This is a genomic window from Nocardiopsis oceani, from assembly GCF_054777395.1.
On the sequence record NZ_BAAHAR010000016.1, the window covers coordinates 104,110 to 124,593 of the forward strand.

Annotated in this window: 20 protein-coding genes; 13 read left to right on the forward strand and 7 right to left on the reverse strand. The window is 67.4% G+C overall.

The features are described 5' to 3' along the window. The first annotated feature begins 39 nt into the window (after positions 1-39). Both ACYVDG_RS11470 and ACYVDG_RS11475 read left to right on the forward strand, forming a co-directional pair. Entirely contained in the window at positions 40-600 is a 561-nt protein-coding gene (locus ACYVDG_RS11470) for an ATP-binding protein (protein WP_460749363.1), read from the forward strand. Next, entirely contained in the window at positions 597-1,058 is a 462-nt protein-coding gene (locus ACYVDG_RS11475; RefSeq protein ID WP_460749366.1) for a hypothetical protein, read from the forward strand. Before ACYVDG_RS11470 ends, ACYVDG_RS11475 begins: the two co-directional genes overlap by 4 nt. Before the next feature lie 454 nt (positions 1,059-1,512). On the opposite strand, the gene ACYVDG_RS11480 is transcribed toward ACYVDG_RS11475, so the two are convergent. The 5 genes from ACYVDG_RS11480 to ACYVDG_RS11500 all read right to left on the reverse strand — a co-directional run bounded on the left by ACYVDG_RS11480 (position 1,513) and on the right by ACYVDG_RS11500 (position 6,111). Next, positions 1,513-2,373, reverse strand: a complete 861-nt coding sequence (locus tag ACYVDG_RS11480; protein WP_460749368.1) for a hypothetical protein — start codon at positions 2,371-2,373, stop codon at positions 1,513-1,515. 4 nt (positions 2,374-2,377) lie between these two features. Further along, positions 2,378-3,670: a histidine--tRNA ligase gene (hisS, locus tag ACYVDG_RS11485; RefSeq protein WP_460749371.1), complete on the reverse strand. Its 1,293-nt coding sequence runs from the start codon at positions 3,668-3,670 to the stop codon at positions 2,378-2,380. Between the two features lie 49 nt (positions 3,671-3,719). Then, on the reverse strand, positions 3,720-4,955 hold the full coding sequence (locus tag ACYVDG_RS11490; protein WP_460749373.1) for a hypothetical protein: 1,236 nt from the start codon (positions 4,953-4,955) through the stop codon (positions 3,720-3,722). 39 nt (positions 4,956-4,994) lie between these two features. Beyond that, on the reverse strand, positions 4,995-5,189 hold the full coding sequence (locus ACYVDG_RS11495; RefSeq protein WP_460749375.1) for a hypothetical protein: 195 nt from the start codon (positions 5,187-5,189) through the stop codon (positions 4,995-4,997). A 76-nt stretch (positions 5,190-5,265) separates the two neighbouring features. Further along, positions 5,266-6,111, reverse strand: coding sequence for a helix-turn-helix domain-containing protein (locus tag ACYVDG_RS11500; RefSeq protein WP_460749378.1), 846 nt, complete (start codon positions 6,109-6,111; stop codon positions 5,266-5,268). 122 nt (positions 6,112-6,233) lie between these two features. Here ACYVDG_RS11500 and ACYVDG_RS11505 point away from each other — a divergent pair, with 122 nt between their 5' ends. The 7 genes from ACYVDG_RS11505 (at position 6,234) to ACYVDG_RS11535 (ending at position 10,111) form a co-directional block, all read left to right on the forward strand. Beyond that, positions 6,234-6,800, forward strand: a complete 567-nt coding sequence (locus tag ACYVDG_RS11505; protein WP_460749469.1) for a DUF6879 family protein — start codon at positions 6,234-6,236, stop codon at positions 6,798-6,800. Then, positions 6,797-7,000 (forward strand): DUF397 domain-containing protein, encoded by a 204-nt coding sequence (locus tag ACYVDG_RS11510; RefSeq protein ID WP_460749380.1) that lies wholly within the window; start codon positions 6,797-6,799, stop codon positions 6,998-7,000. Before ACYVDG_RS11505 ends, ACYVDG_RS11510 begins: the two co-directional genes overlap by 4 nt. A gap of 139 nt (positions 7,001-7,139) precedes the next feature. Further along, positions 7,140-7,259: a multiple cyclophane-containing RiPP AmcA gene (gene amcA / locus ACYVDG_RS11515; protein ID WP_460749473.1), complete on the forward strand. Its 120-nt coding sequence runs from the start codon at positions 7,140-7,142 to the stop codon at positions 7,257-7,259. 9 nt (positions 7,260-7,268) lie between these two features. Continuing rightward, positions 7,269-7,823, forward strand: a complete 555-nt coding sequence (locus ACYVDG_RS11520) for a pentapeptide repeat-containing protein (RefSeq protein WP_460749383.1) — start codon at positions 7,269-7,271, stop codon at positions 7,821-7,823. Between the two features lie 249 nt (positions 7,824-8,072). Next, entirely contained in the window at positions 8,073-8,645 is a 573-nt protein-coding gene (locus ACYVDG_RS11525) for a GNAT family N-acetyltransferase (protein ID WP_460749385.1), read from the forward strand. A 157-nt stretch (positions 8,646-8,802) separates the two neighbouring features. Continuing rightward, positions 8,803-9,339: an NUDIX hydrolase gene (locus ACYVDG_RS11530; protein ID WP_460749387.1), complete on the forward strand. Its 537-nt coding sequence runs from the start codon at positions 8,803-8,805 to the stop codon at positions 9,337-9,339. 295 nt (positions 9,340-9,634) lie between these two features. Beyond that, entirely contained in the window at positions 9,635-10,111 is a 477-nt protein-coding gene (locus ACYVDG_RS11535; protein WP_460749389.1) for an NUDIX hydrolase, read from the forward strand. On the opposite strand, the gene ACYVDG_RS11540 is transcribed toward ACYVDG_RS11535, so the two are convergent. Beyond that, the gene (locus ACYVDG_RS11540) at positions 10,099-10,461 is read right to left on the reverse strand and encodes a phosphohydrolase (protein ID WP_460749391.1); all 363 of its coding nucleotides are present in this window, start codon (positions 10,459-10,461) and stop codon (positions 10,099-10,101) included. The genes ACYVDG_RS11535 and ACYVDG_RS11540 overlap by 13 nt on opposite strands. A 185-nt stretch (positions 10,462-10,646) precedes the next feature. On the opposite strand from ACYVDG_RS11540, the gene ACYVDG_RS11545 reads away from it, so the two are divergent. Both ACYVDG_RS11545 and ACYVDG_RS11550 read left to right on the forward strand, forming a co-directional pair. Then, complete coding sequence (locus ACYVDG_RS11545; RefSeq protein WP_460749394.1) at positions 10,647-10,880, forward strand: hypothetical protein; 234 nt, start codon at positions 10,647-10,649, stop codon at positions 10,878-10,880. A 30-nt stretch (positions 10,881-10,910) separates the two neighbouring features. Beyond that, positions 10,911-11,324 (forward strand): hypothetical protein, encoded by a 414-nt coding sequence (locus ACYVDG_RS11550; RefSeq protein WP_460749396.1) that lies wholly within the window; start codon positions 10,911-10,913, stop codon positions 11,322-11,324. A 123-nt stretch (positions 11,325-11,447) separates the two neighbouring features. On the opposite strand, the gene ACYVDG_RS11555 is transcribed toward ACYVDG_RS11550, so the two are convergent. Further along, on the reverse strand, positions 11,448-13,097 hold the full coding sequence (locus tag ACYVDG_RS11555) for an N-6 DNA methylase (RefSeq protein WP_460749398.1): 1,650 nt from the start codon (positions 13,095-13,097) through the stop codon (positions 11,448-11,450). 208 nt (positions 13,098-13,305) lie between these two features. Here ACYVDG_RS11555 and ACYVDG_RS11560 point away from each other — a divergent pair, with 208 nt between their 5' ends. Together ACYVDG_RS11560 and ACYVDG_RS11565 are read left to right on the forward strand one after the other, a co-directional pair. Further along, on the forward strand, positions 13,306-16,335 hold the full coding sequence (locus ACYVDG_RS11560; protein ID WP_460749400.1) for a helicase-related protein: 3,030 nt from the start codon (positions 13,306-13,308) through the stop codon (positions 16,333-16,335). Next, positions 16,335-20,420, forward strand: coding sequence for an Eco57I restriction-modification methylase domain-containing protein (locus ACYVDG_RS11565; RefSeq protein WP_460749403.1), 4,086 nt, complete (start codon positions 16,335-16,337; stop codon positions 20,418-20,420). Before ACYVDG_RS11560 ends, ACYVDG_RS11565 begins: the two co-directional genes overlap by 1 nt. The last annotated feature ends 64 nt before the right edge of the window (positions 20,421-20,484 follow it).

A 20,484-nucleotide genomic window follows, 5' to 3' on the forward strand; every position in this document is an offset into this window, starting at 1 on the left:
CCATTTCCAACCCTGTGAAGAACAGAAAGCGAGATCGACATGTCCATTGTGCCGCACGCCCGCGCTGGGATCCACACCCCCACCACGCCCTTCACCGGGCGCCGCTGGCCCTCCCGCGTCTACCCCGGCGACCTCGCCCAGACCGCCTGGGTCCGCTCCGACCTGGCCGCCGACCTCGCCCGGCTGGCCGGAATGACCGCGCAGGCCAGCGAGGACATCGTGCTGTGCGCCAGCGAGATGTTCGCGAACTCGTGCGACCACTCGCGCTCGGGCCAGGACCCCGAAGGGCGCGTCATCCGCACGCTGCACATGCCTGACGCCGCCACCCTCCAGGTCGCCGTCGTCGACGACGGCACCCGCACTGACACAGGCGGTGCCGCCGGGCCCGCGCGGCCCGAGATCCCGCACCAGCGAACCCTCGACGAGTGGACCGAGGCCGAGCGCGGCCGCGGCTTGCTGATCATCCACCACCTGGCCGACCGCTGGGGCACTCGCTCGGTGCTGGACTTCCCCTTCTGCGAAGGGCTGGGCACCGTCACCTGGGCCGAGTTCACCCTCCCCGGGCTCCCCGCCCTCCCTGCCCGCGAGGTGGCCCGGTGACCGCCCTAAACCAGGTGGACCCCGGGGTGCGCCAGGTCCTGACCGCGCCCCGGGGACAGCGCTTCACCCGCACCCGCACCCGCACCCGGACCGGCACCCGCGCCCCCGCCCGGCCGCCCACCCGCGAACAGCGCCTGCTCGCCCAGATGGCCGACAACCCCCGCGTCCAATACCGGATGGAACACGGCACCCTCCCGCACTGGATGAAGGTCGCCGCGGCCCGCCGCCAACAGGCCGACCGGCCCCCGAACCGCCCCGACCCACCCGACCCGCCCACGACGCCCGACCCGCCCGCCCCACGAGTGCCGCGCCCCCGCCCGGCCCCCGAGCGGGATCCCTTCCCGCCCCGCCCGCGCAGCCACCGCAAACCCCGCCGCACCGGCTGGAAACTCCTCGCCTACACCCTGGCCGCCACCACCGGCGCCGCGGCCCACCACCTGACCACCCTGTGGTGGTGACCACCCCGCACCACACCGGCCGGGCGGCCCCCACCGCCCGGCCGCCACACTTCCACCCCCGGTTGTCCACAGCCCCGACACCGGGCCTCGCGCGCGCCCCCGCGAGTCCCTAACGTTGTCGGTATCGGGGGATCTCATCCACCGGCCGCATCCCCCTGCCCTCCTCCCCAAGCACGGAACAGCCGCGCCAGGAGATGCCCCGGCGCGACTACCCCGCTTCCTCCGCCCCTACCGTCAGTCGCCCTCGCCCACGGTCACCGACGGCCAGGGGAAATACTCCGGTAGGGCGTCCATGACCACCTCTCCGCAGCGCCGCCCCCCTCCAGACGCCGGCGCTGCGCAAGGTCCCCACTTCCTGGAAGTCCGCCTTGGCGTAGGCCTTGCGACCAGAGGTGTTCGGTTCGAGCATCTTGAGCCAGACCGAGGGTTTCCCATGAGTGTGGACCCCTGCCGCTCAGACCAGCTCAGCGAGGAGGCGTTCGCCGGCCCAGCGGGCGTGCTCGGACTGGTCTGTCTCCCTGCCCCGCCGCCTGGCGCCCAGGATCCTGTTCGCGCACACCCACAGCCGCGCGAGCTTGCCGTCCCTGGTGTCGAGGTCGTCGGCGAAACGTTCCGAGATCTCCTCGGTGAGCCTTGGCAGCCGGAACGCTGAGGCCCACATCTTCGCCGCGTCCAGTCCCCGGGGCAGCAGCCCCCAACTGTCCCAGTCCAGGAGGAACAGGCGTGGCGCGGTGAGGTTGGGCCACTGCAGGTCCCCGTGGCCGACCACCCAGTCGTGGATCGTCGTGTCGACCGGAGTGGAGAACGCCCGTTCGATGGAGCGGTCGACGTCCTCCTGAACGAGGCCGACGCGGGGGGTGTCTGTGCGGGCCAGGTTGGCCAGAGCCACGGCCAGATCCTCCCACCAGCGCTCGGTTACCGCGGGGGCCTCGTGCAGGGTGTAGGTGGTCGAGACCGTCCTCTCGGCGATCAGTGTCATCTCCTCTGCGCGGCAGACGAGGCCGCCGCTCATCCAGTGCGCGGCCTGGAGGAACGACGGTTTGGGGACATCGCGCACGGCCATCGACGCCTCCAAACCGCTGAACTCGCGGGGGAAGAGCGCGGCGGGGGAGTGCCAGCTGATCCGTGCCCAGGTGCCTCGCGCCGTCGGCATTCCCACCGCCGGGCGGAAACCCTGCGCCACCTGCCGGTCGTCGGCCAGACCGGTGCCGAGTCTGGAGGCCGCTTCGCGGATGAGGCCCGGCGGCGCCGACCGTGCTGCGCGGCGAGAGGGTGCCGATGCGCTGGGTCCGGGGGCGGGGGCGGGTGCGGTCAAGAATTCACCTCTCGAGGCGGTCCAGGATCGTGGTGCTGGCCTGCGTCAGGGGCAGGCGGTTCTGTTCACCCGAGGCCATGTCGCGGATGGTGACCTCTCCGGCCTCCTGTTCCTCGGGGCCGAAGATCACCGCGAACCGCGCGTGCTGTGCGCTGGCCCACTGGAGCTGTTTGCCGAGCTTGCCGGAGGAACCCAGGTAGGTGCCCACCCGTAGGCCCTGTGAGCGCAGTCGGCCCGCCAGTTTCATCAGCTCGGCCTGACCGCCCAGCACCGTGATCGCGACGTCGAGGCCCACAGCGGGGGTGTCACCGGTGTCCTGTAGTGCCAGGATGCGCTCGATCCCGATCGAACCACCGCAGGCGGGCATGCCCGGCCCGCCCAGCGAGGCCACCAGGCCGTCGTAGCGCCCGCCCGCCGCGATCGACCCCGGGAAGCCTTCGGCTTCGACCTCGTAGATGGCGCCCGTGTAGTAGTCCAGGCCGCGCACCATCCGCGGAGCGAACACGGCCCGGTCACCTAGATCGGCGGTCAACTCCAGCAGGCTGTCGATCTGGGCGAGCCCGCGCTGGCCGACTTCGTTCATGGCGAGTTTGGACCGGATCAGCTCCGGGTCGTCAGAGGCGACGTCCTCGGCCAGGCGTTCGGCGGTCGCCACGTCCAGACCGCGCTCATCAGCCAGTTCCTTGGCGACCGCGCCGGCGCCCACCTTGTCGAGCTTGTCCAGTGTCGCCAGGACCCCGTCACCTTCGCCCTCGGGGACGCCGTAGACCTGCAGGAGGCCGCGGAGTGCTTCGCGGCTGTTGACGAGGAAGCGGAACCGGTGCACTCCCAGGGCGTCCAGGCTCTCGGCCAGGGCCAGGACGATCTCAGCGTCGGCCAGCGGCGAAGAGGAACCCGCCGTGTCGATGTCGCACTGCACGAACTCCCGGAACCGGCCCTCTTGGGGGCGGTCGGCCCGCCACACCGGGCCGATGGCGTAGCGCTTGTAGGGCTTGGGCAGCTTCGCCCCGTGGGTGCCGATGACGCGGGCGAGGGGAACCGTGTGGTCGTAGCGCAGCGCCAGGTCGGGCTTGCCGGAGGCCTCGTGGACCCCGCGACGCAGGATCTTGAACAGGAGTTGGGAGGCCTCTTCTCCGTACTTGCCGGTCAGTACCTCCAGCCGCTCGAAGGCGGGGGTTTCCAGCGGGTCGAACCCGTACCTTTCGAAGATGTCGCTGACGGTGGCGAACGCCGCCTTGCGGCGGCGCAGGTCGTCGGCGAGGAAGTCCCTCGTTCCGGAGGGGGCTGTATTGGCCATATGCACGCTGCTCCTGATGTGGCGTCACGGTTTCCGGGATAACGGAAGACTACTGTGGGTGAGGATCGCTGACCGGCCAGTCCGGGAAGTACCGGGACAGGAGTGTGACCAGCGCACTCCGGCCCTCAGGGCTTCCGTGGCCGGTGTGCAGAAGCGGTGTGCCGTCGACGGCTTCCAACTCCTCCCAGCCTTCGAGGGAGTCCATCAGCGTGCGCACCCCCGTCATCAGTGACAGGGACATCTGCGGCACGATCGCGTCCAAGGCGTGCGCTTGGTAGTAGATCGAGGAGCGCCGTGGTGCGGTGGAGTCGACGCGCTCGGAGTAGTTGACCTCGCTCACCCGGGGATAGCACGAGTCCAGCAGAACCTTGGGCACGTCCCACACCGGCATGAAGCAGTCCACCTCACCGGTGCGGCGTTTGGGGTAGGGAAGCGGGCGACGCCCGTTCATCAAGCAGAACAACAGTTCTGCCATGACGTCCTCGCGGTTGTAGCCCATCAGGAGTGTGGAGCCGCCGATCTCCTTGTTGAGTGCGCGTCCCACGAGGTTGAGCAGCCAGGTCCCGAAGAAGTGCGAGGAATCGGGTCCGTAGGTAGACCTGATCTCGGACCACAGGGCCTGGGGTGAGGTGCTCATCCCCAGCAGGGCCGCGATGTCCTCCGGGAAGAGCACCCGGTGGCTGAACCCGTGCCCCTCACACAGATCACGTGCCCGTTCCGCGGCCGATCCCCGCCAGAGCGGGTCCAGGACCACGGTGAAGCACAGCACCTGGTCTGCGGGGAGGTCTCGCGCCGTGGCGTAGCGGCGCACACCCTGAACGATGCTGCTGGAGTCGCCTCCGCCGGAGATCCCGGCGACCAGCGGAAGCTCCACGCTGTGTTCCTGGAGGAAGTCCGCGATCTTGTCGAAGACCGTCTCGCGGAGCTGGTGCTCGTCGACTAAGTGGACGCCGTGCCGGGATCCCCGCTCGGCGTACTTGAGGTTGTACACGGCCGCCACCGGGTTGTCCGTGTGGGCGTAAGTGTCTGGTGTGCGCGGCACCAGTGCGGCATCGGTGTTGCGCATGCACTGGAGGATGACGTTGCTGGTCTCAGGTATCGAGTCGAGCGTGTGAGAGATGGGAACGGGCCTCAGGCTTCCGTCGCCGGGTACTTCGTAGGCCTGGAACATGGACGGCGGAAAGCGGTTCGCGCGCAGTAGATCAGCGAACGACAGGGTGTCGTCGTGCGCCAACGGCCTTGCACCGTTGGCGAAGAGCAGTGTGACCCGTTCCCAGTTGCTCACTCAAGTCTCCTTATTCCATGGGGTAGAGGACTCGTCGGCCTAGAAGTGAGCGGTCAGGGCGGAGCAGGCCAGGGTCTCCTCCACCTGGGAAACGGTCATCCTGTCCATGCCGTTCTCCGACAGGCTGAGCGTCATGATCCTGCCGAGGTCGGCGGGGGCGAGGGGCGTCGTCGTGTCCGGGGAGGTAACGCTGCTGATGTTCATGTGCGCCTCTCTCAGATACTCATCATTCATGTGTCAGACTCAAAAGAGACTAATCGGGGACTTGAAGCAGTGTCAACCAGTCCCGCGCCCGAAGCTGACTACGTGGTTAGACCGCGGTGCCGAGATCCCGGATGAGCTCGCGGGAGTCGCGCTCTGACAAAGCGTGGTCGGTCAGGCGCGCGTGGATCTCCCGGTATTGGTCGACCTCGTCCGGGTCGGTGAGAAGCAGTTCCCTCGTGAACGTCTCCACGATGACGGTGGGTCCATCAGCGTCTTCGAACAAGAGAAATCCGTTGCTCTGGAGGTGGCCGAAGGAAGCGTGCAGGGGGAGAACCCGGAGGGCTACGTTGCTCAAAGTGGCGATCGACAGCAACCGGTCCCACTGTGCGGGCAGGATGTCCCCGTCGTGCGGATGCCAGCGCAGAGCACTTTCCGTGAGAGTGAATTCGAAGCGCCGGTCGGCACGGTAGAGCACCTCTTGACGGCGCATCCGAGCAGCGACGGCTTCGGGGATATCGACCTGGCCGGAAATGTTGACGGCAGTCAGCACCTGGCGGGCGTACTCGGCCGTCTGAAGCAGGCCGGGCACCAAGGACGGCTGGAAAGATCTCACGGTCCTGGAGTGCTCCTCCAACTCCTGGACCCCCGACTGTCCCGAAGCCATGCCTCGGGAGTGCACGGACCGCCAGTGGCGGGACTCCACCAGTGCGCTCTCTGCCAGTCCGGCGCCATGGTGCAGCACCTGAGCCGAGGCGTGGCACGTTTCGAGCCAGGTCCGGACATCTCCCTGTGAAGGCCGGGTCCGTCCGTTCTCGATCTTGGATATCTTCGACTGCGACCAGCCCAGGGCGTCCGCCAACTCCTGCCCGGACAGGCCGCGATCCAGCCGGGCCGTCCGTAGCAGGGAAGCGAGCTCCTTCCTGGCTTCGTCGGTTCTCTTGCCCTCCGGCACGCAACCTCCCATGTTATTCTTGCTTTAGTCGGATTAGGCTGATTATGATCTTCGAGAAGGTTAGCAGTCCAGACTAGCTTGCCCTCGCCACCGAAACCCCACGGAGCAGCGCAGTGACCAAGATGGCGATGCCCGACTTCCTCCGCACCTTCAACGACTTCCGACATCAGGTCTTCCGGTTGGAAACCCTGGACTTCTACGACTCCGCCAGCGAACGCTCCCCCTTGGAGAGGTTCCGTGCGGGACTTCCCCAGGACCCGTCATGGCTGGATCCCTGGGCTGCGCGGGTCCGCTCCATCAGGCACAGGGGTGCCTCCATCGATCGGGTGCACGTTGTCAGTGAGCCTCTGACCGAATACGTCACCTTCGAGATGACCTGCGCGTACCCGTTGAACGCCGAGATCGGGGAGGAGATCGCGGTCCTGCCGCGCTCGACCGCACACGAGCTGGGGGTTCCTGATGTGGACTACTGGCTCTTCGATGACGAGCGCACCGGAACCATGGTCTATGACGCCGCCGGCAGCTTGTCCCACGTCGAAGTGTCCACTAATCGGCAAGTAGTGCGTGAACACGCGCACTGGCGGGAGGTCTGCCGGTCCCACGCCGTTTCCCTCAGGCAGTACCTGGCCCGGGCCGGGCTCCAAGCACAGGTCGGGTCCGGACACCACACCCAGGAGGCTGATCTATGACCCCCCTTTTCCAGGACAGCGACTTCCGTAAGGCCAGCGGCAGCGGAACCGGCGACTGCGTCGAGGTCGCCCTCACCGCTCACACCCCCGACGCGGTGGGGCTGCGCGACTCCAAAAACCCCCGCAGCACGGTTATGGTGCTCACCTCGGCGGAGTGGGTCGCCTTCACCGGCGGCGCTCTGATTGTTGAACGGACCTGAGCACAGCTCACTCCGTGAAACGGACGAACTCTCAGGGGCATGATCGATTCGCGTCATGTCCCTGAGCTCTGTGTACTCCTGACCATCACATCCGAAACGAACATGGAACGTACATGAGTGATGAGACCGCGCCGCCGACCTGGGCAACCGGCTCCGGCCGACCACTCCCGTGGGGATGTTCGACAACCGCGACACCTGGGACAACGTCGGAGGCGGTCCGTGGGACAACCGTTCGACCTGGGACAACTGGAAGAAGTAGGGGAAACCTGTGGAGACCGCCGAGATCCGGGGCGCGAAAGTGCTCCTGCCCAGCGATGACGAGCCTGCGGTGCGAGCCTGGCCCTACCCCGACCCGTTGGAGGAGGAGAAGGTCGCCAACGCCCACTTCACCTACCTCGACCTGACCTCGCATCGCTTGGTGGACGTCACCCTGAGCAGGTGCCGGTTCCAGGGCTCGCGCCTGATGGGGGTGTCCCTGGGGCGCGTTTCGATGACGGACGTGCTCTTCGAGGGCTGCCAGTTCGACTACGCGAGGTGGGAACAGGTCAAGGTCTCCGGTGACGTGGCGTTTGTCGGCTGTTCCTTCAAGGAAGCGGAGATCATCGGAAGCGACCTCCGGGACGCGGTGTTCGACGACTGCGCCTTCGGCGCGGACGTCAAGAGCACCAAGATGTCCGGCGCCGACCTACGCGGCAGCGACCTGTCGAACCTGTCCGGACTGGCCTCGCTCCACGGCGCGAAGGTGACGGAGATCCAGCTCCGGCAGCTGAGCGAGGTGATGATCCGTGACCTTGACCTCACGATCGCGGAGATTCCGCTGTAGGCGCGACCGCACCAACCGGAAATGAGGAGCCTCATCCACGAAATCGGGCGAGGCTTCTTAACGCGGCCTCAGCGGTGTCGTTCGAGGAGTCCATGAACGCGATCCGTCACTTGGCATCACGGAGCGCTGTGAGCCTCTCGTCCTGCACGCCTGGGTCTCCCTCGATGGCGTACCGGTGTCCGAACCCGAGAGCACATCGCGGTGCGCGAAGCTCCTGACCATCACATCCGAAACGAACAAGGAACGTACATGAGTGATGAGACCCCTCCGTGGATCTGGCTTCGAGGAGAGAAGGCGGGCCTGGGGCCGATCCGAGAGGACCTCCTCGAAACGTACTGGCGCCTGGAGCAGCAGATCCCCACCATCGTGGGGTACAACCGGCAGAGTCCGCAGCCCATGAGAACCACACGGGCGATCCTCGTCGACGGTGGAAGCAGCGACGAGATTCGATTCACGATTTACGACCTCGCACAGGAACCGGTGGCACCGGTGGGTCTGGCGAAACTCGCCATGGACAAAGCACGGGGCAACGCGGAGTACATCGTTTCCCTCGACCCGGAACACCGTGGGCGTGGAGTCGGCACCGAAGCCACACGGCTCGTCCTGGACTACGCCTTCCATGTCGCGAACATGGCGTGTGTCTGGCTGACCGTGATCGAAGTGAATGCCGGTGCGATTCGTGCCTATGAGAAAGCAGGGTTCGTGAAGCAGGGCATGCGCCGCGACTCGAACATGTGGCTCGGACAGCGGGTCAACGAAGTGTTGATGGACGCGGTCCCCGCCGACTTCGAGGGGCCGTCCCGCGTCAAGCAGATGTTTTAGCAGTGACCGCCCCGCCCAACTGGTCGACCGGCTCCAGCCGACCACTCCCGTGGGGATGCCGGACGTGCTGGACTTCGTCGAACAGGCCGATGGACAACTCATGCTGGAGCTGTGCTTGCCTGATGGTTGTAGACCGCGAGCCCCAGGGAGACCCCGCATGCGCTGGACCGTCCACTCGGAGAAGCCCCTCTACACCGACCAGTGGCTCGATATCCGGCTCGCGGACGTGGAAATCACTGGAGGCCGACACCTGGCTCACCGGGTCATCCGCTCTGCCCCTGGGGCAGGAGCCGTCGTGCTCGAAGGGCAGGGGAACGTTCTGCTCATGTGGCGTCATCGCTTCATTACCGACACCTGGGGTTACGAGATTCCCATCGGCGGCATCAAGGCAGGTGAGCTTCCCAAGGACGCGGCAGCACGCGAGGTCGAGGAAGAGACCGGATGGCGTCCGGGGCCTCTGCGTCCACTGCTCTACACCCAGCCCTCGAGCGGTATCTCGGACAGCGAGCACCACATTTTCGTGTCCGACAGTGCTGAACAGATCGGCGAGCCCGAGGAGGATTGGGAGGCCGAGCGTCTGGACTGGGTTCCGATCGACCAGATCCCGGATCTCGTGCGTAAGCGGGAGATCGTCAGCGGCACCTCCATGAACGCGCTTCTGTACCTCTACGCGACCCGGATCACCGACCGGTGACCGGTGCGGAGGCGAGATATTGTCCGCCGGTGTGCGGCTACTCCCGGGCAGGGGAACCGGTACACGGGAATCCAGGCACTGACCCGGACCGGCTGGCAGCCACTCGTGCAGAGGGCAGAGCGACAACCTGACGCCTCCGGGTCCGCACCCGCTCCCGCGCGTTCAGGAGACGGTCCATGTGAACCTCTCCGAACAGCGGTGTTCCTCTGACGGCATCGCGCACTTCGCCAGCTGGCTTGGGCTCAATGCCTGAGCGGGCCTGCTGACTCCGGCTTGTAGGAAGGTACCTGACCCCTTGGGACGACGAATCGACTACCTCGACGACCCGGCTGCGCCTGAGCCCAACAGCCTGGTGCCCTCTGCGAACGCGGCGGTGTTCGATGGCTCGGGGAGGCTGCTGTTGATCCGCCGCAGCGACAACGGCAACTGGGCGATGCCCGGCGGCGGGATGGACCCCGGAGAACGCCTGGCCGAGTGCGCGGTGCGCGAGACCCTGGAGGAGACCGGCGTCCACTGCGAGGTGACCGGGTTCGTGGGGATGTACACCGACCCGGGACACCTCATCTACTACACCAGCGACGGCGAGTGCCGCCAGGAGTGCTCCTTCGTGTTCCGGGCACGCGCCACGGGTGGGGAGCCGACTCCGAGCAGCGAGTCGACACGGGTGTTGTGGGCCGAACCCGAGAGCGTGGCCGACTACGGGATGCATCCGTCGATGGCCTTGCGGGTGCGGCACGCGCTGGAGGGCCGGGCAGTGCCCTACCTGGGGTGATCAGCCAGCCGCTCAAGGGTTCTGTGTACCGCGGCAGAGAGGGCCGGTCTGGCCTCGGAAACGGACTCGTGCACCACAGAGCCGGGTTCGTAGCGGGTGAGGATCTCCGCTACCCGTGCCTCGAACGTGCTGGGGCGGCCGTCGGGCCCGCTGGTCAGATCCGCGTACCACAGGGCGTCGGCGGTCGCAGACTCCTCCCTGCTGAAGGCCTCCAAGTACTGGGACAAACCCCGAAGCTCGGCCTCGAAGAAGGCTCCGGTGTGGTGGGCCACCAAACACACCAGCCGCTCATCCGCCCCCTGGTCGCGCAACCAGAGGGCTCCGTCGATCGGGTGGAACCCGGTGTTCACCAGAGGTGATGCGTATCCGCCGGGGCTATGGCCGTCCTACGTTCCCTGGTCTGAGTATGCGTACTGTGCACGATGGACTGTTTACATAGCTTTCACTTGAAAGCTAAGTGGCCTGGGGATACTGTGGAATCCCATCTGCACAGTGCGCAGAGCTACTGAGGAGCACAGAAGAGTGGTGAACGGTCATGTCTGGGGAGAACACCGAACCTGCGGGTAAGAGCTGGTCGGGAAGGTGGAACTGGGTCTCGAAGCTGCGGCTTCCGCTCGTGGCGGTCGTGGCCGGTTCCTTGGGGTTGGGGATCGTGCTGGGGTGGGCGTTCCGGTCTCCGGAGCGTGCTCACGTGTACACGGACCTGGCGGAGGAGCACGAGGCTGTTTCCCTCGAGCTCGACGACGCCCAAGCCCTGGAGACCGACTAATAGGACACGATCAGCGACCTGCGCGAGCAGGTGACCCAGCTGGAGAGTCCTTTCCGGGAGCTCGACGAGCGCGAAGGCGAGCTGGACGACCGTGAGGAGGACATCGGCGAGCGCACCGACGACCTCGAGCAGCGCGAGGAGGACATGGACGAGCGCGAGGAGGAGCTCGACGACCGGGAAGCCGAGGTCACCGGGTTGGAGACCGAAGCGGAGGAGAACAGTTTCCCCGGCACCGGTACGTTCATGGTCGACGACGAGATCTCCCCGGGCACCTACCGGGCTGACGGTGGATCGAGCTGCTACTGGGCTCGGCTGTCCAGCACCGACGGCTCCCTTGACGCCGTCATCGCCAACCACTTCGGTGGCGGGCAGCAGGTCGTCACGATCGCCGCGTCGGACGTGGCCTTCGAGACGAGGAGCTGCGGGGAGTGGACCCGCTCCTGACCCCTGTGTCACCAGGCTCTGACAGCTGTCTCCGCCTGCTGTCTCCGCCCGCTGACCCGGGCCAGGCCAACTGCGCTCACCCCGGCCGGTCCCGCCCTGCCCCGAGGGGCAGGGACCTTGCGGTCAGGAATCCTCTTCCGGGGCCAGGGCCCCCGAGGTCAGTCCTTCCCTGGCCAGCTTGGCCGCCTGGTCGGCCGCGGCCGCCAGCTCCTTGGCCCTGCGCTCGAACTCGGCCACGGCGCGGAAGGCGGCCCCGTAGCGGCGCTGTTCCTCGACGCTCATCTGCGGGATCCGGGCGGCGCGGGCGTCGGTGCGGAAAGTGCCGCTGGCGCTCGTGGACCGGCGGGTGTTGGCCGGGCTGTGCAGGAACCCGTTGAGGAAGTCGGCGTCCACCCGGTCGTCCGTGGCCCGCAGACGGTCCCCTTCCAGCTCCACCAGGCCGGCGTCGATCAGGTCGGAAACCTTGATCTGGGTCCCCGTGACCGTCCCCGGGGCGACGCCGCCGCTCAGCGCGGGCAGGAGGCCGTCGAGTGCGCCGGAGGCGCGGCGTAGCTGTTCACGGGTCGTCTCGAAGGCCTCGGGCAGGTCGCTGAGGTCGGGGGCCAGGTACTTGGCCGGGGTCAGGTCGACCTCGTCGTCGAGCAGTTCGATGAGCGGAACCACGGCCTTCGCGCCCTCGTGGAGTTCCCAAGGGCTGTCGGGGTCGATGCCGGTGAGGTCCCACATGCGCACCGAGGCGGCGGTGTCCCGGTCGTCGAAGGGGCGGCGGAGCAACCACAGGTGCACCGGTTGCGCGTGGGCGGCGGCCAGCCCGCCGGGCAGGGCGATGACGTCCGTGAGCAGGCCGCGCCGCACCAGTTCCGCGCGGATGCGGCGGCCGGTCCGCCGGTAGGCGCAGGAGGTGGACACGACCATCGCGGTCTGCCCGCCCGGGGCGGTGTGGGCGTAGGCGTGCTGGAGCCAGGCCAGTTCGCTCTCCACTTTGGGTGGCAGCGCCAATTCCCACCGCGGATCCATGAGGAGTTCCTCCCGGCCCCAGTCGGTGCTGGAAGTCGGGGGGTCGCACGCCACGAGCGCGGCCTGGTGTCCGGGCCACTGGTCTGAGCGCAGGGAGTCCCCTTCGCGGATGTCGACCGTTCCGCCGCCCTCCAGTGCGGCCCGCGCCGTGGCGAAACGGACCGCTTCGGGGGTGAGGTCCTGGCCGGCGCGGTAGGCGTCGGGCTCGCCCAGCGCGAACAGGAGCGCGCCGGTCCCGCAGGCCGGGTCGAACACACTGGCGGCGTTGGGGTCGGTGAGCTTGGCCAGGGCCCGGATGAGCCGGGTGGTGGAGGCCGACGCCGTTCCGGAGCGCTCGTTGGAATTGAGGAAGCGCTCGGCGAGCGCACGGGTGATCTGAGCCGGGGAGCTCTCGTCGGCCAGCGCGCGGGCGAGGTCGGTGGCGGCCGCGCTGAGCGCCCCCGGGCCCTTCCCTTCCAGGTATTCGGCGACGTCGGCCAGCCCGCCGAGCATGTTGCTCGGGTAGTCGCCGCGCAGGGTGTGCCACAGCCGGACCTCGGGGGACTCCTGGGCGCCCTTGCTCTGGCTGTCCAGCCACGCGCGGACCTCGCTCAGCGGGAAGAGCGGGCTGGACGAGGTGCCGCCGCTGGGGGCGGGGAAGCCGTCGTGGCGGCGCCGCCAGTTGGACACGGCAGCGCGGGTCACCCCGGCCAGCCGAGCGATGTCGGCGGCGTTGATCTGCTGTTCTTCGGTGTCGGCCTGGGCGCGGGAGTCCATGGGGATCACAGTACACGGATCACCAATGCTTCCCCAGGCCAGTTTGTTTGCGGTGTAAACACGGAGGGCATGGCGGGCGTGATCTCGCTACCAGAGGCCCGAAACCGCTGGAACCAGAGGCGCCGGTAGAGATCCTGGTAGCAACATCACGGAAGCCCGAACGCAGACCTCCCGCGAAACCCCCGTGAGGAACGAGGAACTCCGCCACATGACCACCACGTACGCGCCCGGCTCCCTGGTCTCGGCCCGGGGCCGCGAATGGGTGGTGCTCCCCGAGAGCGCCGCCGACATGCTCGTGCTGCGCCCCCTGGGCGGCAGCGACGACGACGTGGCCGCGCTCTTCCCAGCCTTCGAGGAGGTCTCCGCGGCCACCTTCGACGCCCCCGACCCCGCCGACCTGGGCAACGCCGAAGCCGCCGGGCTGCTGCGCTCGGCCCTGCGCATCGGCTTCCGGTCCGGCGCCGGGCCCTTCCGCTCCCTGGCCGGTATGGCCGTGCAGCCGCGCGCCTACCAGCTGGTGCCGCTGCTCATGGCGTTGCGCCAGCAGACCGTGCGCATGCTCATCAGCGACGACGTGGGTATCGGCAAGACCATCGAGGCCGGGCTGGTCGCCTCCGAGCTCCTCGCCCAGGGCGAGGCCGAGGGCCTGGCGGTGCTGTGCTCCCCGGCGCTGGCCGAGCAGTGGCAGGAGGAGCTGCGCACCAAGTTCAACATCGACGCCGAGCCGGTGCTCGCCTCCACGGTCTCGCGCCTGGAGCGCGGCCTGGACCTGGGGCAGTCGCTGTTCGACAAGCACAAGCACGTCATCATCTCCACCGACTTCATCAAGTCCACCCGGCACCGCGACGACTTCGTCCGCCACTGCCCGGATCTGGTGATCGTGGACGAGGCGCACACCTGCGTGTCCGCCGACGACGCCAAGGCCCACCAGAACCAGCTGCGCTACGAGCTCCTGCAGAAGGTCGCCGCCGACCCCGAGCGCCATCTGCTGCTGGTCACCGCCACCCCGCACAGCGGCAAGGAATCGGCCTTCCGGAAACTGCTCGGGCTGGTCAACCCGGAGCTGGCCACCGCCGACTTCGACACCCGCGCCGGGCGGGGACTCCTCGCCCGCCACTTCGTGCAGCGCAAGCGCGCCGACGTGCGCCAGTACCTGACCCGCGAAGGTGACGGCCTGGCCGACGACTCCCTCGCGGAGAAGACCGCCTTCCCGTCCGACCGCCAGTTCAAGGACGAGAAGTACAAGCTCGCCCCCGAGTACAAGAAGCTGCTCGAGGACGCCATCGCCTACGCCAGCGAGCGCGTGGAACAGGCCGGGGCGCCCGGCGGGCGCAACTACCGGATCGCCTGGTGGTCGGCGATCGCCATCCTGCGCGCCCTGGTCTCCTCCCCTCGGGCCGCCGCCAAGACCCTCACCACCCGTTCCGCGGCCGCCCTTGCCAAGACGGCGAAGGAGGCCGACGAACTCGGCGCCCCGCTGGTCCGTGACTCCGTCGACTCCGACCAGCTGGAGGGCATGGACACCGCCCCCGGTGCCAAGGCCGACGAGGAGGAGGGGCAGACCGAGCACCCGCTGCTGCTGTTGGCCGAGCGGGCCGGGCAGCAGGAGGGCCCCGTCAAGGACGCCAAGCTCAAGGCCCTGGTCAAGCACCTCAAGGACCTGCTGGCCGACGGCTACAACCCCGTCGTCTTCTGCCGCTACATCGACACCGCCGAATACGTGGCCGAGCACCTGGACAACAAGCTCAACGGGCGAGCCAAGGACGGCAGGCCCGGTTGGAAGACCACCGTCAAGTCGGTCACCGGCACCCTCTCTCCGCAGCAGCGCGTCCAGCGCATCGAGGAGCTCGCGGAGGAGGCCGCAGCCGAGGCAGCCCGCGAGGCCGAGGCCCAGGGTGGGGGCGACGAGGGAGCTGAGGGCGCGGGCACAGCGGGAACCGGTACGCAGAGCCGCAGGGTCCTGGTCGCCACCGACTGCCTGTCCGAGGGCGTCAACCTCCAGCACTACTTCGACGCCGTCGTCCACTACGACCTGGCGTGGAACCCCAACCGCCACGACCAGCGCGAGGGCCGCGTCGACCGGTACGGACAGCGGCGGGACGAAGTCCGCGTCGTCACCCTGTACGGCGAGGACAACGGCATCGACGGCAACGTCCTGGAGGTGCTGCGCAAGTACCGCCAGATCCGCAAGGACATCGGTATCGCGGTGTCGGTGCCCGACGAGTCGTCCGCCGGAGTCACGGACGCCATCGTCGACTGGCTGCTGGTGCGCTCCCGCTCCGGCGAGCAGGAGGCCCTGTTCGGCACCGACGAACTCACCGCCCGTGCCGACGAGCTCGACGCCGAGTGGAAGTCCGCCGCCGACCGGGAGAAGCTCTCCCGCTCCAAGTACGCCCAGCGCGCCATCCACCCCGAAGAGGTGGCCCGCGAGGTCACCGCCGTCCGCGAGGCCCTGGGCGGCAGCGAGGAGGTCCGCGCGTTCGTGGAGACCTCGCTGCGGGAGCTGGAGGCGGTCCTGCGCCCGGCCCCGGACGGCTTCCTCGCCGAGGTGTCCGGCACCCCGGTGGGTCTGCGCGACGCCCTCACCCCCGTGCTGGGCAAGGCCGTGGACCCGGACCAGCCCTTCCCGCCCTTCCCCTTCCGGGACACCACCGCCACCGCCAGGGGCGAGGCCGCCCTGGTGCGCACCGACCCGATGGTGGGCGCCCTGGCCTCCCACGTGCTTGACGCCGCCCTGGACCCCGCCACCGCAGGGGCCCGGCCCGCCCGTCGCTGCGGGGTGGTCCGCACCAAGGCCGTGGAGAAGGCCACCACCCTGCTACTGGTGCGCTACCGCTTCCACCTGACCCTGCCCTCCCGGCACGGAACCCGGCAGCTCGTGGCCGAGGACGCCCGGCTGCTGGCCTTCCGCGGTGCGCCCGACCGCGCCGAGTGGCTGAGCTCGGAAGAGGCCACCGCGCTGCTGACCGTCCAGCCGGACGCCAATACCGAACCGGAACCGGCCAAGCGCCGCATGGGCCGGGTCCTGGAGGGCCTGCCCGCGCTTTCGGACCACCTGGACGCCTACGGCCGCGAACTCGCCGAGGAGCTCGCCGACTCCCACCGCCGGGTGCGCGGAGTCTCCGGTGAGATCCGCCGGGGGTTGAAGGTCGAACCCCAGGAAGGCGCCGACATCCTCGGGGCCTACGTCTACCTGCCCGTGGCTCATGCCGCTGCCCCCGCCGGAGGTGCCGCCTGATGTCCGCCATCGCTAAGAATCAGGTGTTCACCGCCGTGCACACGGTGGGCGGGTTGCTGCCCGCCGACATGCTGGTGCGCATCGCCGGGGGCAAGGACGTGCCCGGCTCCAAGCCTGCGGACTACGGGGTGGTGGGTTCGCGTTCGGTGAGCGATGACGCTGAGCGGCACTGGGAGTTCCTCAGGTCGGTGTGGAAGGAGTTGCGCAGGCAGCTTCCGGCGGACAGTGACGGTACTCCGGCCGGTGACCCGACCGGTCTGGCCCTGTCCCAGTGGGTGCTGCCGCTCTTCGACGAGCTGGGCTTCGGCCGTCTGGGTGAGGTGGGTTCGGGCGGGATCGCCGCTGACGACGATCCGGAGAAGGTCTTCCCGCTCAGCCACCGGTGGCAGCACGTGCCGATCCATGTTCCGGTGTGGGGGACCGAGTTGGACCGGCGGCCCGGGGGAGCGGGCACGGTTCCGCCGCAGTCGTTGGTGCAGGAGGCGTTGAACCGGACCGCTGACCACTTGTGGGCGGTGGTGACCAATGGGCGGCAGGTGCGGTTGCTGCGCGACTCCAGCGCGCTGGCGACGGCGTCGTATGTCGAGTTCGACCTGGAGGCGATCTTCGACGGCGAGCTGTTCAGTGAGTTCGTGCTGCTCTACCGGCTGCTGCACGCCTCGCGGTTCCAGACCAGGGAGGGTGAGCCGCCGACGACGTGCTGGTTGGAGAAGTGGCGCACCGATGCCATCACCTCGGGTACGCGGGCCCTGGAGCAGCTGCGCAAGGGGGTGCAGGAGGCCATCACGACGCTGGGTACGGGTTTCCTCAAGCATCCGGCCAACGGGCACCTGCGCGAGAACCTGGACACCCGGGAACTGCACGCGGCACTGTTGCGGATGGTCTACCGGCTGCTGTTCCTGTTCGTGGCCGAGGACCGGGGCGCCCTGCACCCGCCGCAGGCTCCGGAACAGGCCAGGGAGCGCTACGCCAAGTACTTCTCATCCGAGCGGCTGCGTGGTCACGCGCGCCGCCGTCGGGGTACCGCGCACGGCGATCAGTACCGGGCGCTGAAGATCGTGCTGGATGCCCTGGGTGATGTGAACGGTCGGCCCGAGCTCGCTCTGCCTAGGTTGGGCGGGCTGTTCACTGATACTGAGGCTGATGCTCCGTTGCGGGGCCTGGAGCTGTCCAACGATGCGCTGCTGGGGGCTGTCCGGCACTTGGCGCAGGTGCGTGACCCGGCTTCCAAACGGTGGCGCTCGGTGGACTACCGGAACCTGGACGCCGACGAGCTGGGTTCGGTCTACGAGTCGCTGCTGGAGCTGGTGCCCAAGCACAGCGCCGCTGAGCGGAGCTTCGAGCTGGTGGAGCTGGCGGGCAACGACCGTAAGACGACGGGGTCGTATTACACGCCTTCTTCGCTGATCGAGACGTTGCTGGATTCCTCGCTGGACCCGGTCATCGAAGAGGCGATCAAGCGGGGATCGGTTGAGGCGAGCGCGGCAGGCCAGGCGGATGAAGCCGAGGCGATCGTCAGTGAGCTGCTGAAGCTGACCGTCTGCGACCCGGCCTGTGGGTCCGGGCATTTCCTGGTGGCGGCGGCGCGGAGGATCGCCAAGAAGGTCGCCGCGGTGCGGGAGGGTAACCCCGAGCCGACCGTGGATGCTGTCCGCGCGGCGATGCACGAGGTGGTGGCGCGCTGCATCTACGGGGTGGACCTCAACCCGATGGCGGTGGAGTTGGCCAAGGTCTCGCTGTGGCTGGAGGCGTTGGAGCCCGGAAAGCCGTTGAGTTTCCTGGACGCGCACGTCAAGCACGGCAACGCGCTGATTGGCGCGAGCCCGAAGCTGCTGCGGGACGGCATTCCCGACGAGGCGTTCAAACCCATCGAAGGCGACGACAAGAAGCACGCGCGGTTCCTCGCCAAGACCAACAAGGACGAGCGCGGCGGCCGGATCGGCCTCTTCGATATCGACGACGAGGCGGTGCAGGTCGACAACACCGTCCACGCTCAGCGGTTGGAACAGATCACCGGTATTACCGCTGGTTCTCTGGGCCAGGTACACCGTCAGGAGGCCGCATACCGGGAGTGGGCCGACTCGGACGAGTACGTGCGCGACAAGCGGATGGCCGACGCCTGGTGCGCCGCGTTCATGTGGCGTAAGACTGCGGATGCGCCGCGTGCCGTCACACAGGAGGTCTTCCGTCACCTGTCCAAGGCCAAGGAGGGTTACGGGGCGCCGTTTAGCACGGTGGAGGAGATCGGTTCGCTGAGCGATCAGTACCGGTTCTTCCACTGGCACCTGGAGTTCCCGGACGTTTTCGCTTCGGCTGGTGGCGCAGAGGCGGATGAGGGAACCGGCTGGTCCGGCGGGTTCGACTGTGTGGTCGGGAATCCTCCGTGGGACCAGGTGCAGGTGGACGCACGTGAGTTCTTCGGATCCAGGCAGGCAGACATTGCGGAAGCCGCGAATATGACCGCTCGCGATCGGATGATCCGGAACCTGGAACAGGAGAACCCGGGGCTCTTCAACGAGTACCGGGAAGCGAAACGAGCCAACGATGGTTTCAAGCATTTCGCTCACGCATCGGGACAGTTTCCCCTGACCTCCTATGGGCGCCTCAACACCTATTCCCTGTTCGCGGAGGAAGCGCGGAATCTGGTGTCGGCCCACGGGAGGTCAGCGCAGATCGTTCCCTCTGGCATCGCGACGGATTCGTTCAACCAGCACTTCTTCAGTGATCTGGTGCGGAACGGTTCGATATCGGCTCTCTACGATTTTGAGAATTCGTCCCCTCTGTTCTCAGCCGTGCACCGGTCGTTCAAGTTTTGCATCCTGTCCTTGGTTGGACGTGCGCGGAGGGAGCCTGCGGCGTCTTTCGCGTTCTTCCTGCAGGACCCGGTCGAACTTGGTAGTGCCGATAAGTCGTTCGCCATGGCCCCCGAGGAGATCGCGCTACTCAACCCGAACACGGGAACGAGCCCGGTCATCCGGTCCCGGCGGGACGCCGAGATCACCCTGGGGATCTATCAGCGGGTTCCGGTCCTGGTGAGAGAAGGTGATCCGGAAGGCAACCCCTGGGGGATCAGCTTCCAGCTGATGTTCATGATGAACACGGATTCGGATAAGTTCCGCGTCCGCGAGGACCTTGAAAAGGAAGGCTGGGGCCTGGAAGGGAACGTCTTCGTCAAGGACGGGCAGAGGATGCTGCCCCTGTACGAGGCCAAAATGCTCCACCACTACGACCACCGGTGGGCCACGTTCACTGACGAGGGAAATACGCGCGATCTCACCCTTGAAGAGAAGATGGATCCGGATTCCTCCGTCATTCCGCGCTACTGGGTTTCAGAGCTAGGAGCTGTCAACGGTGAGGTTGGCCGGGGCGCGGAGTCGCTTGCGGGCTCCGGAGTACAGACTAGGTTGGGTGCAGCTGGGTGGGAGCGAAAATGGCTCCTCGGATGGCGTGATATCTGCCGTTCCACGGATGAGCGGACTGCTATTATCGGCGCATTCCCCAGGGCTGCTGTCGGTAACAATCTTCCGGTATCATTCCTCGAGCTTGCGGACAATGGATCGGTGGCGGACTTCGTCGCCTGTACTTCGTCGTTCGTGTTTGATTACTGCGCTCGCCCGAAAGTTGGTGGAACGCATCTCAATTTCTATATTGCCTACCAGCTCCCTGTTCTGGGTCCTGAGCAGTTGTCCCGATGGTCAGGATTCATCTCGTCAAGAGTTGTCGAGCTGACCTGCACTGCGTATGACATGGTCCCGTTCGCGTATGACCTCGGAGACCAGGGGCCGCCCTTCCACTGGGATGACGACCGTCGCGCCATCATGCGCGCTGAATTGGACGCGCTGTTCTTCCACCTGTATGAGATCGGCCGCGATGACGTGGACTACATCATGGAGACCTTCCCGGTCGTGAAGAGGAAGGACGAGGCGAAGTTCGGTACCTACCGCACGAAAGAGTTGATCCTGGAGATCTACGATCGGATGGCAGGAGCTGGTGTTTCGCTGGAGAACCCGTTGGTTGACGGCGTGAACTTCCGCTCTGCCCTCAACCCGCCGCCCGGCCACGGCCCCCGGCATACTTCGTCCTGACTCGCCAAGTACGAGGCCCCGCCTGCTCACTCCAAGAAGGCGGGGCCGAACGGGTCTGGTGTGG